The sequence below is a fragment of the Streptomyces sp. NBC_00223 genome (assembly GCF_036199905.1).
In the GTDB taxonomy this organism is placed as follows: Bacteria; Actinomycetota; Actinomycetes; order Streptomycetales; family Streptomycetaceae; genus Actinacidiphila.
Window position 1 is genome coordinate 3,215,096 of the sequence record NZ_CP108109.1, and the last position, 20,650, is coordinate 3,235,745.

Sequence of the window (20,650 nt, forward strand, 5' to 3'; positions counted from 1 at the left end):
CCATGACGGAGACCACGATCGGGATCGGCGGCGCGGCCGAGAGCACCGACATGGTGCTGAACATCGGCCCGCAGCACCCTTCGACGCACGGCGTGCTGCGGCTGCGGCTCGTTCTGGACGGCGAGCGGATCGCGAGCGCCGAACCGATCGTCGGCTATATGCACCGGGGCGCGGAAAAGCTCTTCGAGGCCCGGGACTACCGGCAGATCGTGATGCTGGCCAACCGTCACGACTGGCTCTCGGCCTTCTCCAACGAACTCGGCGTCGTCCTCGCCGTCGAACGCATGCTGGGCATGGAAGTGCCCGAGCGCGCGGTGTGGACCCGGACCCTGCTCGCCGAGCTGAACCGCGTGCTGAACCATCTGATGTTCCTCGGCTCCTATCCGCTGGAGCTGGGCGGCATCACCCCGATTTTCTACGCCTTCACCGAGCGCGAGCACATCCAGCAGGTGATGGAGGAGGTATCCGGCGGCCGGATGCACTACATGTTCAACCGGGTCGGCGGCCTCAAGGAGGACCTGCCCAACGGCTGGCTGGGCCGCGCCCGCGAGGCCGTCGCCGGGGTGCGCTCCCGGATGAGCCGCTTCGACGACCTGGTCCTCGGCAACGAGATCTTCCGCGGCCGCACCCGCGGCGTCGGCGTGCTCGCCCCCTCCGACGTGCACGGCTACGGGGTGAGCGGACCGATCGCCCGCGGCTCCGGCGTGGACTTCGACCTGCGCCGCGACGAGCCGTATCTCGCGTACGGGGAGCTGGCCGACACGCTCAAGGTGGTCACCAGGACCGAGGGCGACTGCCTGGCCCGCTTCGAGGTGCTGCTCGGCCAGACCCACAACTCCCTCGACCTCGCGGACGCCTGCCTGGACCGGCTGGCCGGACTCCCGCCGGGCCCGATCAACCAGCGCCTGCCGAAGGTGCTCAAGGCCCCCGAGGGCCACACCTACGCCTGGACCGAGAACCCGCTGGGCATCAACGGCTACTACCTCGTCTCCAAGGGCGAGAAGACCCCTTACCGGCTCAAGCTGCGCTCGGCGTCGTACAACAACATCCAGGCGCTGGCCGTGCTGCTGCCGGGCACGCTGGTGGCCGACATGGTGGCGATCCTCGGGTCGATGTTCTTCGTCGTCGGCGACGTCGACAAGTAGGCACCGACAAGCAGCCGCCGACAAGCGCGCACAACGCACGAGGCCCCGCGGCAGGACGCCGCGGGGCCTCGGTTCGTACGGGCGGTCACGCCTGGGCGCGCAGCCCGCTCATGTCCAGCTGCTCGGTGTCGTCGTGCGCCGTGAGGTCGATGACCTCGGACGCCGGCTCCCCGGCCTGGGCGTGCTCCTCGGACGCCGGCGCGGGCGCCGCGGAGGACGCGGGCTCGGCCTGGTCCTTCCCGGCCTCCGGCGCCGCGGGCACCTGCGTGCCGAAGAAGTCGAAGCCGCCGATCGCCCGGTGCGCCGGGGTGTGCTGAGGGGCCGTCCGCTGCGGCGGCTGGGCGTAGGGCAGTACGGCCTTCGCGGCGGTGGCCGCGGTGGCCGGAACCAGATGGTGCTCACGGGCCGCGGGAACGGCGGGCGCGGTCCCGTCGGCGGCGTGCCTGCCCTGCGGCTCCTCCTCCGTGGGCGCCGCGGCCTCCCGGCGGCGGGCGTCGTCGACGGTGCGCTGCGCCTGCTGCTTGGCCCCGTTGCGGGTCAGGTCGCGCAGCGCCTGCTCGGCCTTGAGGAAGGCCGCCGGGCCGACCGGCGAGGGCCCGGCGGACAGCGCGAGCTTCTGCCCGGCGCCCTCCGTCTGGAGCTTGCGGCGGGCTTCGAGCGCGCGGGCCCGCTCGCTCTCGGCGGTGGCGTAGCGGCGCAGCAGATCGGCGTGCTCGGTACGGAGTCGGGCCAGCTCGGAGCGCTTGGCGCGGAGCTTCTTCTCCAGTCGCCCGCGGATGTCGCGGGACTCCTCAAGGTCTGTCTCCAGCTCGGCGACGCGCTCGTCGGCGCGCCATTCCTCGCGGGTGCGGGCCGTGATCAGCTCGGCGACCCGGCGGCCGGCCGAGCGGTCCCAGGAGCGGGCGAGGGTCGCGCCGGCGCCCGCGGTGAGCGCGGCGGCGACGGTCAGAACGCGGAGCACGGCCGTATCAGCGGCGAGCAGGGAGGCGGCGGCGAATGCCGCGGCGCAGCCTGCGACGGTCAGCGGCGGCAGCATCCGGTGCAACGGCGGCGAATGGCGGTGTCTTCCACGGGGCATGGCCAGAAATTTAGCGTGCGGAACGCCTTCGTGGGGTAGCGGGGGCCGGAAATTCCTGGCGGTTTGCCCACCGGTTTCCCCGGCCCCCCACCCAGGGCATTGACCGGCACACGCTGTGTCCCGAATTGCCGGGGAATTGGCCGGTCGGGACATTTGTTGATCACTGTCTTTTCGATCTTGACGTGGTCCACGTCAAGATCGAAAAGCGCCTTCAGGAATCCGCGGAAGCCGGGTCGGAAGCGCCCGCCGGAGCCGTCACCGGCAGGCCCGCGGCGCGCCACGCCTGGAAGCCGCCGACCAGATCCGTGGCGCGGTGCAGTCCGAGGTCCTGGAGCGAGGCGGCGGCCAGCGAGGAGGCGTAGCCCTCGTTGCAGACGACGATCACCGGCAGGTCGTGGCCGGTCGCCTCGGGCAGCTTGTGACTGCCCAACGGGTCGAGCCGCCACTCCAGTTCATTGCGCTCCACGACCACCGCGCCGGGGATCGTCCCGTCCCGGTCCCGCAGGGCCGCGTACCGTATGTCGACCAGCAGGGCGCCCTCCCGGACGGCCTGCGCGGCCTCCCCGGGCTCGACGCGGGTCAGCCGGGTCCGTACGGCGTCCAGGTGGTCGTCTATCGAACGCGCGGTCATCACCACTCCTCGGGGTGCTCGACCAGCTCCAGCCGGAAGGTGCTGCCCTTGCGGCTGTAGCGGCGGATCAGCGGCAGCGGCGGGTAGTAGACGTGCACCGAGACGGCGTGGCTGCTCTCGGAGGCGTTGACGACCTGGTGGACGTGGTTGCGACCGAAGGCCCGGCCGACGCCCTCCGGCAGCACCCGGTGGCGGTCGACGCCCTCGGCCAGCTCCAGCGACCGCCAGCCCTCGGTGGGCAGCGGCACCGCGAGCGACTCCTCGGTCAGCTCACCGGCGGCGGTCACGAAGACCCCGTACGAGCCGCCGTGGTCGTGCCAGCCGGTCTCGGCGCCGGGCGGCCAGCCCAGCAGCCACGCCTCGGCGCCGCCGGGGCCTTCGAGCCGCACCCAGGTGCGGCCTTCGGGGTCGAGCGGCAGGTCGGCGACGCGGGCGGAGTCAGCGGCCACCTCGCGGGCGAAGGCGAGGAGTTCGGTGAGCGTGGGCGCCTCGGCATCGGCGGGCGCGGTCGGGGACGCGGGTACGGCGGAAGTCGGCAAGGGGGACCACCCTGGGGCTGCCGCGTCGGCCACCACCACAGAACAGGTGGGCTACGACGCGTGACGGAACGGAGGGCCGGGGGCGCGCCTCAGCGCGCGGCCGTACACACGCAGCCCGCGTACCGGAGGAGGTCGAGATGGACCCTCCGGTGCAGTCGCAGGCCGAGACCGTTCACGTCAAGGACTGAATCACGCCGTAAGCCCGCCGGTCAAGCGGAACGTTTCCGCGGACAGGCCGCCCGGGGCGCCGCCCCGGGCGGTCTCAGCGCTGATGACGGATGTGCGCGCCCGCGTGCGGAGGTGTGTTGTCGTCGTCGGGCAGCTTGCAGACCCGTTCCAGGAAGAGGGCCGCGGCCACCACCGCGATGCCCGCCAGGACCGCGGCGCCGGCGTAGATGGCCTGGTCACGACGGGGGTCCATGTCGAGCTTGTACATCACGAGATACACGCCGGTGCCGCCGTACATCCCCACCACCAGGGACGCCACCAGGGCGCTGGCCTGGCCGAAGACCACCGCGCGGGCCGCGGCCAGCGGATCGACGGCCTTGGCGCCCGGCCGCCGCTCGCGCTGGGCTCGCAGCCGGGCCCGCAGCGACAGGGCGGTGGCGAAGAGCGCGGCGGCGATCAGCGCGAGCACGATCGGCGCGGCCACCGGCACCCCCGGCAGTGTGCCCACGCTGTCCCACAGCTTGGCTCCCGCCCACGACAGCACGGCCGCGACCGCGAAGAGTCCGACCAGCGTCCTGATCCGCAGCGTCCTCACCGAGTGCCCGCCTCCACGTCCTCTTGCGTTTCCCGCCCCGCGCCGCACGTACGGACGCCAAGGTCCCAACGATTACTCGGGCAGTCGGAGTTCCACATCGGTACGGCGCCGCACACCCTCGCGCTCGACCGTGCCGAGCAGATCGGCGACCGGACCGTGACCGGGCAGCGCGGCCGCCGGGTCGGCGTCGTACCACGGTACGAGCACGAAGGCGCGCTCATGGGCCCGGGGGTGCGGCAGCGTCAGCTCCGGGTCGTCGGAGACGACGTCCTGGTACGTGACGATGTCCACATCGATCGTGCGCGGCCCCCAGCGCTCGGTGCGGACCCGCAGATACGCTTCCTCGATCGCGTGGCCGCGCTCCAGCAGCGCGCTCGGCGGCAGGCTGGTGCGGACGAGCACGACGGCGTTGAAGTAGCTGGGCTGGCTGCCGGGTTCGACGCCCCACGGCTCGGTCTCGTACACCGGCGAGACGGCCCGTACCCGCACCCCGGGGGTGTCCTCCAGCGCGTCCACCGCGCCTTGCAGGGTCTCCAGCCGGTTGCCCAGGTTGCTGCCCAGGGCGATCACGGCGGTCCTGGGGTTGCTCAGTGTGCTGTCGGCCGCGTCGACGGCGGCGGTCACGGCGGCCGGTACCGGCTGTACGACGGGGTCGGCCGGCGAATCGGCCCCGTTCCGGGGGTACTCGGGGTTCGGGGAGCTCACGGGCGCCTCCGGGTGATGGTGACGGTCACGTCGTCGAAGGGCACGGTGATCGGCGCGTCCGGCTTGTGGACGGTCACCTCGACCTCCTGCACCAGCGTGTGCCCCAGACATGTGTCCGCGATGCGCTGCGCGAGCGTCTCGATGAGGTTGACCGGCTCGCCGGAGACGACGGCCGCGACCTGTTCGGAGAGCACACCGTAGTGCACGGTCTTCGTCAGGTCGTCACCGGCCGCCGCCGGGGCCGTGTCCAGGCTCAGCGCGAGGTCGACGACGAAGATCTGCCCGTTCTCGCGCTCGTGCGCGAACACCCCGTGGTGCCCGCGGACGCTCAGTCCGCGCAGCGTGACGCGATCCACGCTCTCACTCCTCCATGTTGTCGGCCGGTCCGTCGGTGTCGTCCGTGCCGTCGATGCCGTCGGTCTCGTCGTCCTCCTCGGCCAGCACCGGCGAGCCGTGGTGCGCCCACAGATGCCAGCCGCCGGCGGTGCGGCGGAAGACATTGGTGGCCACGACCAGCCCGCCGACCAGCGAGCCCGCCGAGCCGTCGTCCTCGGCCGGCCCGCCGGTGAGGATGTTCTCCGTGCAGGTCACCAGGGCGCAGTCGCCGTCCACGGCGACCTCCACATCGGTGAGGAAGAACTGGATGTACTCGGTGTTGGCCATGATCAGCGCGTACGAGCGCATGACCTCGCGGCGGCCGCGCAGCACCGGCCAGCCGGGGTGGACCACGGTCACCGACTCGGCGAGCGGGCCGTCCAGCACGACCGACTCCAGCGCGTCCAGGTCCGAGGTCTCGATGGCGTCGTAGAACGCCTGGTTGGCGCGCTCGACCGCGCGCGCCTCCGCGGTACGGGCGGTCACGCCGCGTCCCCGGCGGCCGTGTCCCGGCCGGTGGACGGGCACGCCTGCGCGATCTCGATGGCCCGCGCCACCCGGACGGCGTCGGCGGTCGCCCGGACCTCGTGCACCCGGACCGCCCAGGCGCCCTCGCGGGCGGCGATCGCGCTCACCGCCGCCGTGGCGGCGTCGCGTTCCCTGGCCGGCGGCGGGGCGCCGCCGTCCCCGGCCAGCACCCGGCCGAGGAACCGCTTGCGCGAGGCGGCCACCAGCAGCGGGCGGCCCAGCCGCCGCAGCTCCGCGAGATGGGCCATCAGCACCAGGTCGTGCTCGGCGTTCTTGGCGAAGCCGAGACCCGGGTCGAGCACGATCCGCTCGGGGTCCACTCCCCCGGCCACCGCGCGCTCCATCCCGGCCCGCAGCTCGGCCAGCACCTCGGCGAGCACATCGCCGTACACCGCGCGGTTGTTCATGTCGATGCTCTGCCCGCGCCAGTGCATGAGCACGAACGGGGTCCGCGCGGCCGCGACCACCGCGATCATGCCGGGGTCGGCGAGGCCGCCGCTGACGTCGTTGACCAGCCGGGCGCCTGCGGCGAGCGCCCGCTCGGCGACGGCGGCCCGCATCGTGTCGACGCTGACCAGCACGCCGGCCGCGGCCAGCTCGCGGACCACCGGGACGACCCGGCGCAGCTCCTCGGACTCGTCCACCCGGGCCGCGCCCGGCCGGGTCGACTCGCCGCCGACGTCCACGATGTCCGCGCCCTGCGCGACCAGGTCGAGGCCGTGCTTGACCGCCAGCTCCGGGTCGAACCACTGCCCGCCGTCGGAGAACGAGTCGGGGGTCACGTTCACCACGCCCATGACGGCGCAGCGGTCCCACTCCGGCAGCCCGCGGGGGCCGGTCCGGCCCTGTGACGTACTCATGAGGCCAGCGTACGGGTCAGGCGACCGCGCTCTGCTTGCGCGGGTCCGCGGCGGTGGTCTGCGGGGTCGCGTAGCCGGGCTTGTGGCGGTGCGGCGGGCGGTTGGCGCGGCCCGGCAGGAAGCGCTGGAGAGCGGCCGGCAGCGGCAGGGAGAGGGTCACGAATCCCTCGGCCTGCATGATGGCGAAGCCGATCCTCGGCAGGTCGCGGGAGTTGGGGAAGACCAGGAATCGCGGCACCCATTCGGGCTGGAACTTGGCGTTGAACTTGTACAGCGACTCGATCTGGAACCACCGCGACAGGAAGACCAGCAGACCGCGCCAGCCGCGCAGCACGGGACCCGCGCCGATCCGCTCACCGCGGGCCAGCGCGGAGCGGAACATCGCGAAGTTCAGCGACACCCGGGCCACACCGAGCGCCGGGGCCTGCTGGAGGGCGGCGACGATCAGCAGTTCGTTGAGCCCGGGGTCGGCCGAGCGGTCGCGGCGCATCAGTTCGAGCGACATGCCGTCGGGGCCCCAGGGCACGAAGTGCAGTACGGCCCGGAGGTCGCCCAGCTCGGGGTTCGGCGCGCCCGGCTCGCGGTTCTTGTGCGCGGTGACGACCACGCAGTCGGCGTCGGCGTCCTCGCCGAAGCGGCCGAGCGCCATCGAGAAGCCGCGCTCGGTGTCGGTGCCGCGCCAGGCGTCGGCGGCGAGCCGTACCTTCTGCTTCTCGCCCTCGGTCAGCTCACCGACCCGGCGCACCCGGCAGACGTATCCGCTGCGCTCGATCCGCTTGACCATCTGCCGGACATTGCGCATCGCGCGGCCCTGGAGGGTGAAGGCGGCGGTGGTCACGATGGCCTCGTCGCCGAGCTCCAGGGCGTCCAGGCCGGTCTCCCGGGTCCACACCTCGCCGCCGGTCTCGCTGCACCCGACGACGGCGGGCAGCCAGGCGTGGGCGCGGGCCAGCTCCATGTACGCGTCGATGGCGCCGGGCCACGCCTCCACGTCGCCGATCGGGTCGCCGCCGGCCAGGGCCACCCCGGAGACCACCCGGTAGCAGATCGCGGCCTTGCCGCTGGGCGAGAAGACCACGGACTTGTCGCGGCGCAGCGCGAAGTGGCCGAGGGAGTCACGGGCGCCGTGCCGGGCCAGCAGGGCCCGCAGCCGGTCCTCGTCCTGCTCGCTGAGCTCGGCGACCGGGCGGGCCGGGCGCAGCGCGAGATAGACGGTGGAGCAGGCGATGAGCAGGCCGAGGCCGCCGAGCGAGTAGCTGACGACGTCGCCGACCCGGTCGCTGGTGTAGTGGACCGGGCCGTCGAAGCCGAACAGGCCGTAGAGCACATGGCGGCAGCGGTCCAGGAAGCCGGGCTCGCCGCGCTCGGAGGAGGGGTGGGCGCTGGTGATGACGAGGCCGAGCAGGAAGGCGGACGCGCTCAGGACGGTGAAGTTCAGCAGGGCCCGCCAGCGGGTGCGCGGGTCGGACAGCGCGGTGAACTGGCCGCGGTGTCTGATCAGCAGGGCCAGCAGCCCGAGCGAGACCAGGGCGCCGAAGACCGAGTGCCGGTAGATCAGCTGGGTGGCGGCGCCGACCGGCAGCAGCGCGACGGTCGCCCACCAGGCACGCTGCTTTCCGCGCTTGAGCGCGTGGGCGAGCATCAGCAGCAGGATGCCGGTGACCACGGAGGTCGCGGCGGCCAGTGAGCTGACGGTGCCGGGGAAGACCGCCGCCAGGTTGTGCATCCGGCCGTTGCGGAAGGCCGGGAAGACCGCCGACACCACATCGAGCAGGCCGATCACGGCCCCCGCGGTGCCGATGATCACCGGGACAGCCGAGGAACGCAGCAGCCACAGCCGGCGTCGCCGGTCACAGGAGTGGTCAGCGGACATCCGCGGCACCTCGCGGAACCTGGACCGGGCTTTCGCCCTCTACCTGAGCAGACATGGGCCACCAAACCCCAACATCAACGAGGATCACGGGCATTTACCCGTGTTGTTCCCCAGTATGAATATTTTGCGTCCTCTAGGACGTGAACCCGCCCCTCCGGGTTCCGTCCGGTCAGGCACAACTGGGTCGAGACGGAAAGTACATCTGCCGCCATGGGACTGATGAGCAAGAAGATGCTGCTCCTGGCCGTCGTACTCGCGATCTGCCTGTTCGCGGCGACGGTGTGGCTCTGGCCTCGGCTGGCCCGGCGCGGGGTGACCCCGGTGCTGGGCCGGGTCGGGGCGCTGCTGGCCACTCAGCTGTCGCTGCTGGCCGCACTGGGCCTCGCGGCCAACACCTACTTCGGCTTCTACGGCTCCTGGGCCGACCTCTTCGGCCAGGAGACCACACCCGGGACGGTCATCGACCACACCACGGCCGACGCGGCCTCGCAACTGCGGGTGATCGAACTCATCAAGGCCAGCATGCCGGGCGGGGGTACGCCGCGCAAGGCGGGCCGGATCGAGAAGGTGCTGCTGGGCGGCAGCCGCTCGGGGATCACCTCGCCCGCCTTCGTGTACCTGCCGCCGGAGTACTTCACCCAGCCCCACCGGGTCTTCCCGGCGGCGGTGGTGCTGACGGGCTACCCGGGCACGGCCGAGAGCCTGTACCGGCGGCTGAAGTACCCGTCGGTGGCGACCTCCCAGGTGCGGCAGGGAATAGAGCAGCCGATGGTGCTGATCATGATGCGCCCGACGGTCGTCCCCCCGCGCGACACCGAGTGCGTGGACGTGCCCGGCGGGCCGCGGACGGAGACGTACTTCGCCAAGGACCTGCCCGCCGCGATCAGGTCGCACTACCGGGTCGGGTCGGGCCCGGGGAGCTGGGGGATCATCGGGGACTCCACCGGCGGCTACTGCGCCCTGAAACTGGCGCTCCAGGACCCGGGCAGCTACTCGGCGGCGGTGGCCCTGTCCGCGGACTACGTCTGCCCGGAGGACCGGACGACCGGCGATCTGTTCGGCGGCAGCGCGGCCGTGCGCCGGGCCAACAACCTGCCCTGGCGGCTGACCCACCTGCCGCAGCCGCCGGTGAGCCTGCTGGTGACCAGCAGCAGGCACGGGGAGCGCAACTACCGGGCCACCGAGCACTTCATCAGCCTGGTGAAGGGCCCGACCCGGGTCTCCGCGATCATCCTGCCGAGCGGCGGCCACAACCTCACCACCTGGGGCCGGGAGCTGCCGGCCGCGATGCGCTGGCTGTCGGACCGGCTGGTCCCGGACGCGCCGCCCGCGGGGAAGGCCCCCGCGAAGGCGCCGCGCACCGTCCCGGTGCACCGCGTCCAGCCCGGTCACCCCGGCGGGAAGCCCCCGCGGTCCGGTACGGAGCCGACCCGGGCGGCCGGTGACACCAGCGCCGAGGCCCGGGGCGAGAGCGACAAGCGGAAGGCCCTCAGCCGCGGCCGATGATCAGGCTCATCGCCTCGGAGCGGGTCGCGGAGTCGCGCAGCTGGCCGCGGACCGCCGAGGTGATGGTCTTCGCGCCGGGCTTGCGCACCCCGCGCATCGTCATGCACATGTGCTCGCACTCGACGACCACGATCACCCCGCGCGGCTCCAGGATGCGCATCAGGGCGTCGGCGATCTGCGTGGTGAGACGCTCCTGCACCTGCGGGCGGCGGGCGTACACGTCGACCAGCCGGGCCAGCTTGGACAGCCCGGTGATCTTGCCGCTGGCGGACGGGATGTAGCCCACATGGGCGACGCCGACGAACGGCACGAGGTGGTGCTCGCAAGAAGACATCACCTCGATGTCCTTGACCAGCACCATCTCGTCGTGGCCCAGGTCGAAGGTGGTGGTCAGTACGTCCTCGGGCTCCTGCCACAGCCCGGCGAATATCTCCCGGTACGCACGGGCCACCCGGCCCGGGGTCTCGCGCAGGCCCTCGCGGTCCGGGTCCTCGCCCACCGCGATCAGCAGCTCGCGGATCGCGGCCTCGGCCCGCTTCTCGTCGAAGTCGCCGGCCGGCGCCTGGCCGTCGAACGTCAGGGGGTCGGTCATGGGTGAGTGCCTCGTTCCTTGTACTGCGGCGGCCGACAGAGGACGGCCCCGGATGCAAAGCCGCGGCCCCAAGGCTAAAACCTCGGGGCCGCGGCTCGCATTCCTGTTCGTACTCAGCTGCCGGGTGCTCAGCTGTCCGTGCTGTCGGTGCTCAACCGGTCGGGATCAGCTCTCCGAACCCTTGTCCTCCGGCAGCTCCACCGGCTCGGTGGGCTTGGTGGTGGACACCGTCGAGGGCGCGTTGCCGTTGGTGGGCTGCTGGCTGCCGTTGGTCAGCGCCAGCTCCTTCGGCGAGAGCACCGGCGGCCGGGTGGACGGGGTGCGCCGGGCGGAGCCGGTCCAGGCCGGACGCATGGGGCGCTTGACGATCGGGGCGAAGATCTCGGCGATCTCCGCCTTGTTGAGCGTCTCCCGCTCCAGCAGGGCCAGCACCAGGTTGTCCAGGACGTCGCGGTTCTCGACCAGGATCTCCCAGGCCTCGTTGTGCGCCGTCTCGATGAGCTTCTTGACCTCTTCGTCGACGAGCCCCGCGACCTCTTCCGAGTAGTCGCGCTGGTGACCCATCTCACGGCCCAGGAACGGCTCCGAGTCGCTGGAGCCGAACTTGATCGCGCCGAGCCGCTCGGTCATGCCGTACTGCGTGACCATGGCGCGGGCGGTGGCGGTCGCCTTCTCGATGTCGTTGGACGCCCCGGTGGTCGGGTCGTGGAAGACCAGCTCCTCCGCGGCCCGGCCGCCCATCATGTAGGCGAGCTGGTCGAGCATCTCGTTGCGCGTCGTGGAGTACTTGTCCTCGTCGGGCAGCACCATCGTGTAGCCCAGCGCGCGGCCGCGGGACAGGATCGTCACCTTGTGCACCGGGTCGGAGTTCGGGGAAGCCGCCGCGACCAGGGCGTGTCCGCCCTCGTGGTACGCGGTGATCTTCTTCTCCTTGTCCGACATGATCCGGGTGCGCTTCTGCGGGCCGGCCACGACACGGTCGATCGCCTCGTCCAGGACGAAGTTGTCGATGATCTTCTTGTCGCTGCGGGCGGTCAGCAGCGCCGCCTCGTTGAGCACATTGCTCAGGTCGGCGCCGGTGAAGCCGGGGGTACGGCGGGCGACGGCCATCAGGTCGACGTCCGGCGCGATCGGCTTGCCCTTCTGGTGGACCTTGAGGATCTCCAGACGGCCCAGGAGGTCCGGCGGGTCGACCGCGATCTGCCGGTCGAACCGGCCGGGACGCAGCAGCGCCGGGTCCAGGATGTCGGGCCGGTTGGTCGCGGCGATCAGGATCACACCGCCCTTGACGTCGAAGCCGTCCATCTCGACCAGCAGCTGGTTGAGGGTCTGCTCGCGCTCGTCGTGACCGCCGCCCAGGCCCGCACCGCGGTGCCGGCCGACGGCGTCGATCTCGTCGACGAAGACGATGGCCGGGGCGTTCGCCTTGGCCTGCTCGAACAGGTCGCGGACACGGCTGGCGCCGACACCCACGAACATCTCCACGAAGTCGGAGCCGGAGATCGAGTAGAAGGGCACGCCCGCCTCGCCGGCCACGGCCCGGGCCAGCAGCGTCTTGCCGGTACCGGGACGCCCGTAGAGCAGCACGCCCTTGGGGATCTTGGCGCCGACCGCCTGGAACTTCGCGGGCTCCTGGAGGAACTCCTTGATCTCCTGGAGCTCCTCGACGGCCTCGTCACAGCCCGCCACGTCGGAGAACGTGGTCTTGGGGGTGTCCTTGGTGATCAGCTTGGCCTTGGACTTCCCGAACTGCATGACGCGCGAACCGCCGCCCTGCATCTGGTTCATCAGGAAGAGGAAGACCACGACGATCAGCACGAACGGCAGCAGCGACAGCAGGATGCCGACGAAGGCGTTCTGCTTCGATGGCGAGACGGTGTAGCCGTCCGGCAGGTTCGTCCCGGGCACCTTCTTGTCGACGATCTTCTGCAGATCCGCCGCGATGGCCGCGCCCTGGTTGCCGATGTAGCTGGCCCGGACCTTGTCACTGCCCTTGATCTTGAAGCCGTCCCGGAGCTGGACCTTGATGGAGTTGTCGTCTCCGGTCGTCAGCTGTGCGGAACGGGCGTGATTGGTGTCGATCGCCTGCAGTACCTGGCCTGTGTCCACTGTCTTGTAGCCGCCGCCGGATCCGACGACTTGCATCAACACGACCACGGCAAGGACAGCCAGCACGATCCACATGACTGGCCCACGGAAATAGCGCTTCACGTCCATCCATGCGGGGCGACTGCGCCCCGTCCCTCCTGCCACAGTGAGGCACGGCCGCCGGCTGGCGGCGCGTGCATCCGGTGTATTGACCCGACCTTCGGACGGTACCCCAGCATTGTCACCCGAGGTTGCCGCCGACCGTTAACAATCCGGCTTTCCCCTGCTCCAACGGCGGGAAACCAGTGGGGGTTCCCACCGGGGGTGTCAGCCGCCGTAGACATGCGGGGCGAGCGTGCCCACGAACGGCAGATTGCGGTATTTCTCCCCGTAGTCCAGGCCGTATCCGACCACGAACTCATTGGGGATGTCGAAGCCAGTGTATTTGACATCGATCTCGACCTTGGCCGCCTCGGGCTTGCGCAGCAGCGTGCACACCTCCAGGGAGGCCGGGCCGCGCGAGCCCAGGTTGGTGATCAGCCAGGAGAGAGTCAGTCCGGAGTCGATGATGTCCTCGACGATCAGGACGTCCCGGCCGGCGATGTCGGTGTCCAGGTCCTTGAGGATGCGCACCACGCCCGAGGACTTGGTGCCGGCGCCATAGGAGGACACCGCCATCCAGTCCATCGTCACGTTGGTGGAAAGGGCGCGGGCCAGATCGGCCATCACCATGACCGCGCCCTTGAGCACGCCGACGATCAGCAGGTCCCTGCCCGCGTAGTCCCGGTCGATCTCGGCGGCCAGTTCGACCAGCTTCGCGTCGATCTCTGCCTTGGAGACGAGCACCTTCTCCAGCTCGGCACCCATGTCGTTCTCGTTCACTGCGCGGTACGTCCCTACGGCTATGCGGCTCTACGACGGCGAGAAGAACAGTCTGCCATTCGCCCTGAGGACGGCGACGCCGCCCGGCAGGTTGAGCGCCTTCTGCCCCCGCCAGGCCGTGACCAGGCGGTCCACCTCCTCGATGTGCCGGGCGAAGAGGAAACCGGGCGGGGAGCCCGCGGCGACCGCGGTTCTGCGCAGCACCCGGCGGCGTACGGCCGGGGGCAGCGCGTACAGCCGCAGGACGTCGAGGCTGCCGTCGTCGCCGGCCACGTCGGCCTGCGCGTCGGCGGCCCACTGGTCGAGCGCGTCGGCGTCGTCCCTGGACAGCTGGGCGGTCCTGGCCAGCGCCTCGACCACCCCCTTGCCGAGCGACTTCTCCAGCACCGGCAGCGCCTCGTGCCTGACCCGGGAGCGGGTGTACGCGGGATCGTGGTTGTGCGGGTCCTCCCATACGGTGATGCCCTGGGCGAGACACCCCTGCCGCACGGTGTCGCGGTCCAGCAGCAGGAAGGGACGGCGGTAGCGGCCGCCCGCGCCGGAGACCGCGGCCATGCCGGACAGGGAGCGGGTGCCGGAGCCGCGGGCGAGCCCGAGCAGCACCGTTTCTGCCTGGTCATCGCGGGTGTGGCCGAGAAGTACGGCGGCGGCGCCGCGTTCGTCGGCGGTGGCGTCGAGCGCCGCGTAGCGGGCGTCGCGGGCGGCGGCCTCGGGCCCGCCCTGACGGCCCACGGTGACGCAGACGGCGTCCACCGGGTCCAGGCCGAGCGCGCGCAGCCGTCCGGCGACCTCCTGGGCGCGGCCGGCCGAGCCGTCCTGGAGGCCGTGGTCGACGGTGACTGCCCCGGCGCGCACGCCGACCCGGGGTCCTTCGAAGGCGAGGGAGGCGGCGAGCGCCATGGAGTCGGCTCCGCCGCTGCACGCGGCGAGCACCAGGGGCTGGGGTTCGGTGGACGCGGTGAGCACGTCGTGCAGGACGCGACGGACCGCCAGGCGTATCGCCGCGACCGTGGGGTGGGGTCCCATGTCCGGATTCCTCCTGGGGAGGCTGTGAGGGGCTGCTATGAGCAAGGAAGATGACGCAGGGTGTTGAGATGGTGACAGAAGCCCGGGCATTACCCGAGCATCGCACGCGCCACCCTGCGCCACGGTCCCTCGGACGGGTGAATCGGACGGGGTGAGGGCTCAGGAATCGCTGCGGCCGTGCACCCGTGCGACCCAATCCGCGGGTTTGGCGATCTCCGCCTTGGTGGGCAGCGTGTTCGGCGAGGTCCACACCCGGTTGAATCCGTCCATCCCGACCTGGCCCACGACCGCCCGTACGAAGCGCTCCCCGTCGCGGTACTGGCGCAGTTTCGCGTCCAGGCCGAGCAGCCTGCGCAGCGCCTGGTCGAGCCGGCCCGCGCCGCTGGCCCTGCGCTGGCTGAACTTCTCGCGGATCTCGGCGACCGTGGCCACGACGTCCGGCCCCACGCCGTCCATCACATAGTCCGCGTGCCCTTCGAGCAGCGACATCACCGCGGTCAGCCGGGCCAGGATCTCCCGCTGGGAGGGGGTCTGCACGAAGTCGACCAGGCTGCGGCCCTCCTCGTCGGCGGCCTCCTCCTGCTCGGCACCCTCTTTGGTGCCGTTGGCGCCGCCGGCGTCCTTGGCGCCGTTGCCGCCGGCGAAGCTCTGCACGGCCTGCCTGATCCGCTCGATCACGGTCGACGGGTCGAGTTCGGTCTCGCCGAGGAAGGACTGGATCTCGCCCTCGATGTGGTCGCGCAGCCACGGCACGGCGGAGAACTGGGTGCGGTGGGTCTCCTCGTGCAGGCAGACCCACAGCCGGAAGTCGTGCGGATCCACGTCGAGTTCGCGCTCGACATGGACGATGTTGGGGGCCACCAGCAGCAGCCGGCCGGCCTTGGCCTCGCCCGGCTCCGGCTTCACCGGCCCGGCGGGCAGCTCCCGGGTCGGCGGCGCGAAGGTCTCGTACTGGCCGAGCACCCGGGAGGACAGGAAGCTCAGCAGCATGCCGACCTCGACGCCGGTGACCTTGCCGCCGACGGTGCCGAGCACGACCCCGCCGGGGCCGCTCGGCCTGCGCGCCTGCATCTTCCCGATCAGCGGCTTCAGCACCTCGCGGAAGCCCGCGACGTTCGCCTTCACCCATCCGGGACGGTCCACGATCAGTACGGGGGTGCCGTGCGGTTTGCCCTCCCCGTCGCCGTACATCCGGGTGAAGGCCCGGACGTGTGCTTCGGACGCCTCCGCGTGTTCCCGCAACTCGGCCACGATCGCGCGGGCCTCGTCCCGGCTCACCTCGGGACCCGGCCGCGTCAGCCGCTGTGCGGTCGCCACGGCGAGGTTCCAGTCGACCATCTCGCTTCCACCGCTGCTCGTCATGTCTTCACGGTACGTTGCCGCTCCCGCTTTGGGGGCTCCGCCCACGGGCGGGACTTGGGGCCTGCGTCCGTCGCCCCCCGCCTCCTGCCCTCAATCGCCGGGCGGGCTCACTCTGCCCTCAGACGCCGGGCGGGCTTGGTTGTGGTCGGGCGTCGACCACAACCAAGCCCGCGCGGCGTTTGAGCGCACAAAAAAAGCCCGCGCGGCGTTTGAGCGCACAAAAAAAGCCCGCGCGGCGTTTGAGCGCAGGGAGAGGTCCGGGGTGGGCGCGCCGGGGAAACCCCGCTCGCCCACCCCGGGGAGGGGTCAGTGACCGCCCTGCTCCTTGAGGCGGCGGAAGGACTCCTCGATCTCCGCCTCGGCCTCCGCGCGGCCCACCCAGTCCGCGCCTTCGACGGACTTGCCGGGCTCCAGGTCCTTGTAGACCTCGAAGAAGTGCTGGATCTCCAGCCGGTCGAACTCACTGACGTGGTGAATGTCACGCAGGTGCTCCACCCGCGGGTCGGACGCGGGCACGCAGAGCACCTTGTCGTCACCGCCGGCCTCGTCCGTCATCCGGAACATGCCGATCGCCCGGCACGTGATGAGGCAGCCGGGAAACGTCGGCTCGTCCAGAATGACCAGCGCGTCCAGCGGGTCCCCGTCCTCGCCGAGGGTGTTCTCGACGAAGCCGTAGTCGGCCGGGTAGCTGGTCGACGTGAAGAGCCGCCGGTCCAGGCGGATACGACCGGTCTCGTGGTCCACCTCGTACTTGTTCCGCGAACCCTTCGGGATCTCGATCGTGACGTCGAACTCCAAGGCCCTACTCCTCCATGATCAGCGCACAGTGTGGGTGGTTAAGTGTCTCCCACGCGTCAGGGTGGTTGCGAAAGGGGCTGGTCGCCGGTGCCGCTCGGCAGAACGTGGCAGCTCGTGGCGGGGTCCGCCGCGACAGGACTGCTGGTGGCCGCCGGGGCGGTGGCCGCCGCCGGACCGTGGGAGTCGGGGCAGCGGACGGCGGAACGGTCCCGGGCCGGGGCGTACGACCGGGCGACCACGGTGTCCGCGCGTTCCGCGGTGTCCGGGCCCGTCCTGCCGCCCGCGCCGACCGCCGCGCCCGTGCTCCTCCCCGCGGGGACGGACGCGCCGCCCGCCCGGGCGCTCGCCTCCCGGCTCGACCCGCTGATGTCCGCGGCCGGACTCGGCTCCATACGCACGGGCGCCGTGATCGACGTGGCCACAGGGAAGTCGCTCTACGACCACAGAGGCGGCGCCGCGACCACCCCGGCCTCCACCACCAAGCTCGCCACGGCCGTCGCCGCGCTCGGCATGCTCGGGCCCGACCACCGGCTGACCACTTCCGTGGTGGCGACCGCCGAGGACCGGATCGTGCTGGTCGGCGGCGGTGACCCCACCCTCGATCTAGGGCAGCTCGCCGACGACACCGCCGCCGCGCTGACCGCGCGCGGCACCACGGCCGTACGGCTGTCGTACGACACCTCGCTGTACAGCGGCTCCTCGCAGCACCCCATCGGCTGGAACGAGAACCTCGCGTCCGTCACCGCGCTGATGGTGGACGAGGGGCGGCTCGACCACAGCACCGCCGGTCCCGCGCAGCGCTCGTACGACCCGGCGGCCGCGGCGGCGAGCGCCTTCGCGGGCCTGCTGCGGGACCGCGGTGTGACGGTCGAGGACTGGCCGCGTCCGGGCAGCGGCAAGGGCGGTACGCGGCTGGCCGTCCACCGGTCGGCCCCGCTGTCCGAGCTGGTCGAGCGGATGCTGACGAACAGTGACAACGACCTGGCGGAGGCGCTGGCCCGGCACGTCGCGCTGGCCGCCGGGGAGCCGGGCAGCTTCGCCGGGGCGGCCAAGGCGATCCCCGAGGCGCTGCGGAAGTACGGGGTGCCGCTGTCGGGCGCGGTGTTCCGGGACGGCAGCGGGCTGGACCACGACGACCGGCTGGCGCCCGTGACGCTGGCCCGGATCCTGGCGCTGGCGGCCGCGCCGGACCACGCCGAGCTGCGCCCGGTGCTGACGGGGATGCCGGTGGCCGGGTTCAGCGGAACGCTGGCCGAGCGGTTCCGGGCGGCACCGGGGGCCGGGGTCGTGCGCGCCAAGACGGGGACGCTGACCGGGACCAACACGATCGCGGGAATCGTGGTGGCGCCCTCGGGCCGGCTGCTCGCCTTCTCGTTCATGACGCAGGAGACGAGCGACCCCGCGGCGGCGGAAGCGGCCCTCGACCGGCTCGCGGCGGCGCTCACCAAGCCGTAACGCCCGTGAACGCCCGTACGCCCGGCCCCGGTCCGCGAGTGGGCCCGGTCGGCGAGTGGGCCCGGCCCCCGCACCCCTCGGAAGCCTCAGAAGCCGCGGGTGCGCTTGGCCGCCTTGCGCGGGGCCGAGGGGCCGGGGGGCCGCAGCGAGAGGCGGGCGATCTCGTTGCCGAGGTTGACGCCGACCGCGATGGCCAGCGCCAGCGCCGCCGCCTTGGTGAGCTGGGTGAACGCCTGGTCGGGGTGGTGCTGGGTGAGCGCGAGCAGCCCGAAGTACGTCGCCGAGCCGGGCAGCAGCGGCCCGATCGCGGCGGTGACGTACGGGAGCACCGAGACATACCGGTAGCGGGCCATCAGCTGCCCGAAGAGGCCGACCAGGCCCGCCGCGGCGGCGGTCGCGGCGACCTGGTTGCCGCCCGCGCTCTGGTGGAGCACCCCGAAGACCGTCCAGGCGACGCCGCCGTTGAGGGTGACCAGCAGCAGCACCGAGCGGTCGCACTGGAGCAGCACCGCGAAGGCCAGCGTCACCACCATCGCGGCGAGCAGTTGCACCCACGGGTGGTTGTACGCCCGCAGGCGCAGCTCCGGGTTGAGGTCGGCGCCCAGCGACACCCCCGCGTACAGCACCAGGGTGACGCCGATGACGATGCCGACCACCAGGTACATCACTTCGAGCAGCCGGGCCGACGCGGTGATGTAGTAGCCGGTCAGGCCGTCCTGGACGGCGGCGACCAGGGCGCGTCCGGGCAGCAGCGCGAAGAGCCCACCGGTGATGACCGCGGAGGACTGCACACCGCCCGCGCCCGGGATCCAGTGCGCGTAGCGGTCGACGACCACGCCCATCGCGGCGGCGGGCATCGCGGCGACCGCGAACTGGTAGAACTCCGGCAGTCCGCGTCCGGCCAGCAGCCAGGCCAGCCGGTCGCCGAGCATCGCGGCCAGCGCGGCCGCCGCGAAGATCACCGGGCTGCCGCCGACCAGCACGCTGGCCGCGCCCGCGAGCAGCCCCGAGGCGGCGGTGAGCGTCCAGTTGCTGTACGGGTGCCGGTTGCGGCGGATGACGGTCAGCCGCCGGTACGCCTCCTCCAGGGTCGCCTCGTGCGCGGTGATCGCGTCGACGAGCTGGAAGACGGCGGCGAGCCGGGTGTAGTCGGTGCCGCGGCGGCGGACCGTACGGCTCATGGTGACCGGGGTCTCGGTCAGCGACGGCTGGTACGAGATGCCGATCAGCGTGAAGGTGACGGTGGGCTCCACCCGGGCCAGCCCGTAGGCGAAGGCCACGCCGAACATCGCCGCCTCGACGTCCTCCGCGCCCTCGCCGCCGGCCAGCAGCAGTTCGCCGATCCGCAGGGTCAGGTCGAGGACACGCGGCACGGAGGCGGTGGGGGCGGCCTCGGAGCGGCCCGGGGGCAGCGCCGGGCGCTCGGTGGCGGGCAGCCGGATGTACGCCCGCATCCGGTCCTGCCAGCGGGCGTCGTCGGGCGGCAGCACGACCACGGGGATGCCCTCGGGCGGGGTGAACCCCGAGCGGACCCCGGGGACGTCACGCGCGCCGGCCCCGGCGGGCGCACCGGGCGCTGCGGACGGCCCGGGCGGGCGCTCCGGGGGTTGCTCGTCCGGGCCGCGCCCGCCGTCGTGCCGCTCGCCGTTCAAGACATCAGCGCTTCTGCGCCCGGTGGCGGCCGCTGCGCGGCGCCGACAGCGCCTCGGCGGGCGCCACCGCGGCCCCGGCGCCGGCCGGACCTTCGGCACCCTCGGTAGCCGGCGCGGCGGTCTTCGCCTTGCCGCGCGAGCGCAGGTACTCGATCCCGATCGGCACCAGGGAGATGAACACGACGAGGACGAGCATCGCCTCGATGTTCTCGTGCACGAATTCGATCTGGCCGAGCCAGTAACCGAGGACGGTGACGCCCGCGCCCCACAGCGTGCCGCCGATGATGTTGTAGGTGGCGAAGGTGCGGTAGTTCATCCGGCTGACGCCTGCGACGATCGGGGTGAACGTCCGCACGATCGGCACGAAGCAGGCCATGACGATCGCCTTGGGCCCGTGGTGTTCGAAGAATGCGTGCGCCTTCTCGATGTTCTCCATCTTGAAGAGCCGGGAATCGGGCCGCCGGAAGAGCGAGGGGCCCACCTTGCGGCCGAAGAGATAGCCGACCTGCTCACCCAGGACGGCCGCCAGCGCGATCAGCGTGGCCACCAGCGCCAGCGGCCGGTCCAGCGTTCCCGTGGCCACCAGCAGCCCCGTGGTGAACAGCAGGGAGTCGCCCGGCAGGAAGAATCCGATGAGCAGGCCGGACTCGGCGAACACGATCAGCAGCACGCCCCACAGACCGTATGTGTTGATCAGATGGTCGGGGTCGAGCCAGCTCGGGCCAAGGGCGAGTGTCGTCACGATCCAAAAGTATCAATCCAGTGTTGATACAAACGTTTCGCAACCTACGG

20 protein-coding genes are annotated in these 20,650 nt (G+C 71.9%); 3 read left to right on the forward strand and 17 right to left on the reverse strand.

From position 1 onward, the window contains the following. Window positions 1-2 precede the first annotated feature (2 nt). Window positions 3-1,145 (forward strand): NADH-quinone oxidoreductase subunit D, encoded by a 1,143-nt coding sequence (locus OHA30_RS13425; protein ID WP_328914060.1) that lies wholly within the window; start codon window positions 3-5, stop codon window positions 1,143-1,145. An 85-nt stretch (window positions 1,146-1,230) separates the two neighbouring features. On the opposite strand, the gene OHA30_RS13430 is transcribed toward OHA30_RS13425, so the two are convergent. The 9 genes from OHA30_RS13430 to OHA30_RS13470 all read right to left on the reverse strand — a co-directional run bounded on the left by OHA30_RS13430 (window position 1,231) and on the right by OHA30_RS13470 (window position 8,497). Further along, window positions 1,231-2,223: a hypothetical protein gene (locus tag OHA30_RS13430; protein WP_328914061.1), complete on the reverse strand. Its 993-nt coding sequence runs from the start codon at window positions 2,221-2,223 to the stop codon at window positions 1,231-1,233. Between the two features lie 211 nt (window positions 2,224-2,434). Then, the gene (locus tag OHA30_RS13435; RefSeq protein WP_328914062.1) at window positions 2,435-2,854 is read right to left on the reverse strand and encodes a rhodanese-like domain-containing protein; all 420 of its coding nucleotides are present in this window, start codon (window positions 2,852-2,854) and stop codon (window positions 2,435-2,437) included. Then, complete coding sequence (locus tag OHA30_RS13440; protein WP_328914063.1) at window positions 2,854-3,393, reverse strand: cysteine dioxygenase; 540 nt, start codon at window positions 3,391-3,393, stop codon at window positions 2,854-2,856. Before OHA30_RS13440 ends, OHA30_RS13435 begins: the two co-directional genes overlap by 1 nt. A 262-nt stretch (window positions 3,394-3,655) precedes the next feature. Beyond that, on the reverse strand, window positions 3,656-4,156 hold the full coding sequence (locus tag OHA30_RS13445) for a DUF3180 domain-containing protein (protein ID WP_328914064.1): 501 nt from the start codon (window positions 4,154-4,156) through the stop codon (window positions 3,656-3,658). A 72-nt stretch (window positions 4,157-4,228) separates the two neighbouring features. Next, window positions 4,229-4,972 (reverse strand): 2-amino-4-hydroxy-6-hydroxymethyldihydropteridine diphosphokinase, encoded by a 744-nt coding sequence (gene folK / locus OHA30_RS13450; protein ID WP_328914065.1) that lies wholly within the window; start codon window positions 4,970-4,972, stop codon window positions 4,229-4,231. Continuing rightward, entirely contained in the window at window positions 4,858-5,217 is a 360-nt protein-coding gene (folB, locus tag OHA30_RS13455) for a dihydroneopterin aldolase (RefSeq protein ID WP_328914066.1), read from the reverse strand. The genes folK and folB overlap by 115 nt, the downstream gene beginning before the upstream one ends. 4 nt (window positions 5,218-5,221) lie before the next feature. After that, window positions 5,222-5,722: a nuclear transport factor 2 family protein gene (locus tag OHA30_RS13460; protein WP_328914067.1), complete on the reverse strand. Its 501-nt coding sequence runs from the start codon at window positions 5,720-5,722 to the stop codon at window positions 5,222-5,224. Further along, complete coding sequence (folP, locus tag OHA30_RS13465) at window positions 5,719-6,624, reverse strand: dihydropteroate synthase (protein WP_328914068.1); 906 nt, start codon at window positions 6,622-6,624, stop codon at window positions 5,719-5,721. The genes OHA30_RS13460 and folP overlap by 4 nt, the downstream gene beginning before the upstream one ends. Before the next feature lie 16 nt (window positions 6,625-6,640). After that, window positions 6,641-8,497: a phosphatidylglycerol lysyltransferase domain-containing protein gene (locus OHA30_RS13470; RefSeq protein WP_328914069.1), complete on the reverse strand. Its 1,857-nt coding sequence runs from the start codon at window positions 8,495-8,497 to the stop codon at window positions 6,641-6,643. A gap of 210 nt (window positions 8,498-8,707) precedes the next feature. Between OHA30_RS13470 and OHA30_RS13475 the strand changes: the two genes are divergently transcribed. Further along, a complete protein-coding gene (locus OHA30_RS13475) occupies window positions 8,708-10,003 on the forward strand; it encodes an alpha/beta hydrolase (RefSeq protein WP_328914070.1) in 1,296 nt (431 codons plus the stop codon). Here OHA30_RS13475 and folE read toward each other — a convergent pair. From folE to OHA30_RS13505, 6 genes are all read right to left on the reverse strand, one after another. Then, window positions 9,987-10,595 (reverse strand): GTP cyclohydrolase I FolE, encoded by a 609-nt coding sequence (gene folE / locus OHA30_RS13480; RefSeq protein ID WP_328914071.1) that lies wholly within the window; start codon window positions 10,593-10,595, stop codon window positions 9,987-9,989. The two genes, OHA30_RS13475 and folE, sit on opposite strands and share 17 nt — an antisense overlap. A 165-nt stretch (window positions 10,596-10,760) precedes the next feature. Then, window positions 10,761-12,812: an ATP-dependent zinc metalloprotease FtsH gene (gene ftsH / locus OHA30_RS13485; protein ID WP_328914072.1), complete on the reverse strand. Its 2,052-nt coding sequence runs from the start codon at window positions 12,810-12,812 to the stop codon at window positions 10,761-10,763. A gap of 198 nt (window positions 12,813-13,010) precedes the next feature. Beyond that, window positions 13,011-13,565: a hypoxanthine phosphoribosyltransferase gene (gene hpt / locus OHA30_RS13490; protein ID WP_328914073.1), complete on the reverse strand. Its 555-nt coding sequence runs from the start codon at window positions 13,563-13,565 to the stop codon at window positions 13,011-13,013. 30 nt (window positions 13,566-13,595) lie between these two features. Continuing rightward, window positions 13,596-14,591: a tRNA lysidine(34) synthetase TilS gene (gene tilS / locus OHA30_RS13495; RefSeq protein WP_328914074.1), complete on the reverse strand. Its 996-nt coding sequence runs from the start codon at window positions 14,589-14,591 to the stop codon at window positions 13,596-13,598. 159 nt (window positions 14,592-14,750) lie between these two features. Beyond that, window positions 14,751-15,953: a zinc-dependent metalloprotease gene (locus OHA30_RS13500; protein ID WP_328914075.1), complete on the reverse strand. Its 1,203-nt coding sequence runs from the start codon at window positions 15,951-15,953 to the stop codon at window positions 14,751-14,753. A 306-nt stretch (window positions 15,954-16,259) separates the two neighbouring features. Next, window positions 16,260-16,751 (reverse strand): inorganic diphosphatase, encoded by a 492-nt coding sequence (locus tag OHA30_RS13505; protein WP_328914076.1) that lies wholly within the window; start codon window positions 16,749-16,751, stop codon window positions 16,260-16,262. An 87-nt stretch (window positions 16,752-16,838) separates the two neighbouring features. Here OHA30_RS13505 and dacB point away from each other — a divergent pair, with 87 nt between their 5' ends. Further along, complete coding sequence (gene dacB, locus OHA30_RS13510; RefSeq protein ID WP_328914077.1) at window positions 16,839-18,206, forward strand: D-alanyl-D-alanine carboxypeptidase/D-alanyl-D-alanine endopeptidase; 1,368 nt, start codon at window positions 16,839-16,841, stop codon at window positions 18,204-18,206. An 86-nt stretch (window positions 18,207-18,292) separates the two neighbouring features. Here the strand turns inward: dacB and OHA30_RS13515 are convergent, their stop codons facing one another. Continuing rightward, window positions 18,293-19,858: a threonine/serine ThrE exporter family protein gene (locus tag OHA30_RS13515; RefSeq protein WP_328914078.1), complete on the reverse strand. Its 1,566-nt coding sequence runs from the start codon at window positions 19,856-19,858 to the stop codon at window positions 18,293-18,295. A gap of 4 nt (window positions 19,859-19,862) precedes the next feature. Further along, entirely contained in the window at window positions 19,863-20,600 is a 738-nt protein-coding gene (locus OHA30_RS13520; protein ID WP_328914079.1) for a DedA family protein, read from the reverse strand. Window positions 20,601-20,650: the final 50 nt, after the last annotated feature.

Bases quoted from the DNA above. Each gene is read 5' to 3' on its own strand.
- OHA30_RS13475 (WP_328914070.1), top strand. From the start codon at position 8,708: ATGGGACTGATGAGCAAGAAGATGCTGCTCCTGGCCGTCGTACTCGCG.
- OHA30_RS13430 (WP_328914061.1), bottom strand. From the start codon at position 2,223: ATGCCCCGTGGAAGACACCGCCATTCGCCGCCGTTGCACCGGATGCTG.
- OHA30_RS13500 (WP_328914075.1), bottom strand. From the start codon at position 15,953: ATGACGAGCAGCGGTGGAAGCGAGATGGTCGACTGGAACCTCGCCGTG.
- ftsH (WP_328914072.1), bottom strand. From the start codon at position 12,812: ATGGACGTGAAGCGCTATTTCCGTGGGCCAGTCATGTGGATCGTGCTG.
- folK (WP_328914065.1), bottom strand. From the start codon at position 4,972: ATGTCTGGGGCACACGCTGGTGCAGGAGGTCGAGGTGACCGTCCACAA.
- folP (WP_328914068.1), bottom strand. From the start codon at position 6,624: ATGAGTACGTCACAGGGCCGGACCGGCCCCCGCGGGCTGCCGGAGTGG.
- tilS (WP_328914074.1), bottom strand. From the start codon at position 14,591: ATGGGACCCCACCCCACGGTCGCGGCGATACGCCTGGCGGTCCGTCGC.
- OHA30_RS13425 (WP_328914060.1), top strand. From the start codon at position 3: ATGACGGAGACCACGATCGGGATCGGCGGCGCGGCCGAGAGCACCGAC.
- folE (WP_328914071.1), bottom strand. From the start codon at position 10,595: ATGACCGACCCCCTGACGTTCGACGGCCAGGCGCCGGCCGGCGACTTC.
- OHA30_RS13470 (WP_328914069.1), bottom strand. From the start codon at position 8,497: ATGTCCGCTGACCACTCCTGTGACCGGCGACGCCGGCTGTGGCTGCTG.
- OHA30_RS13435 (WP_328914062.1), bottom strand. From the start codon at position 2,854: ATGACCGCGCGTTCGATAGACGACCACCTGGACGCCGTACGGACCCGG.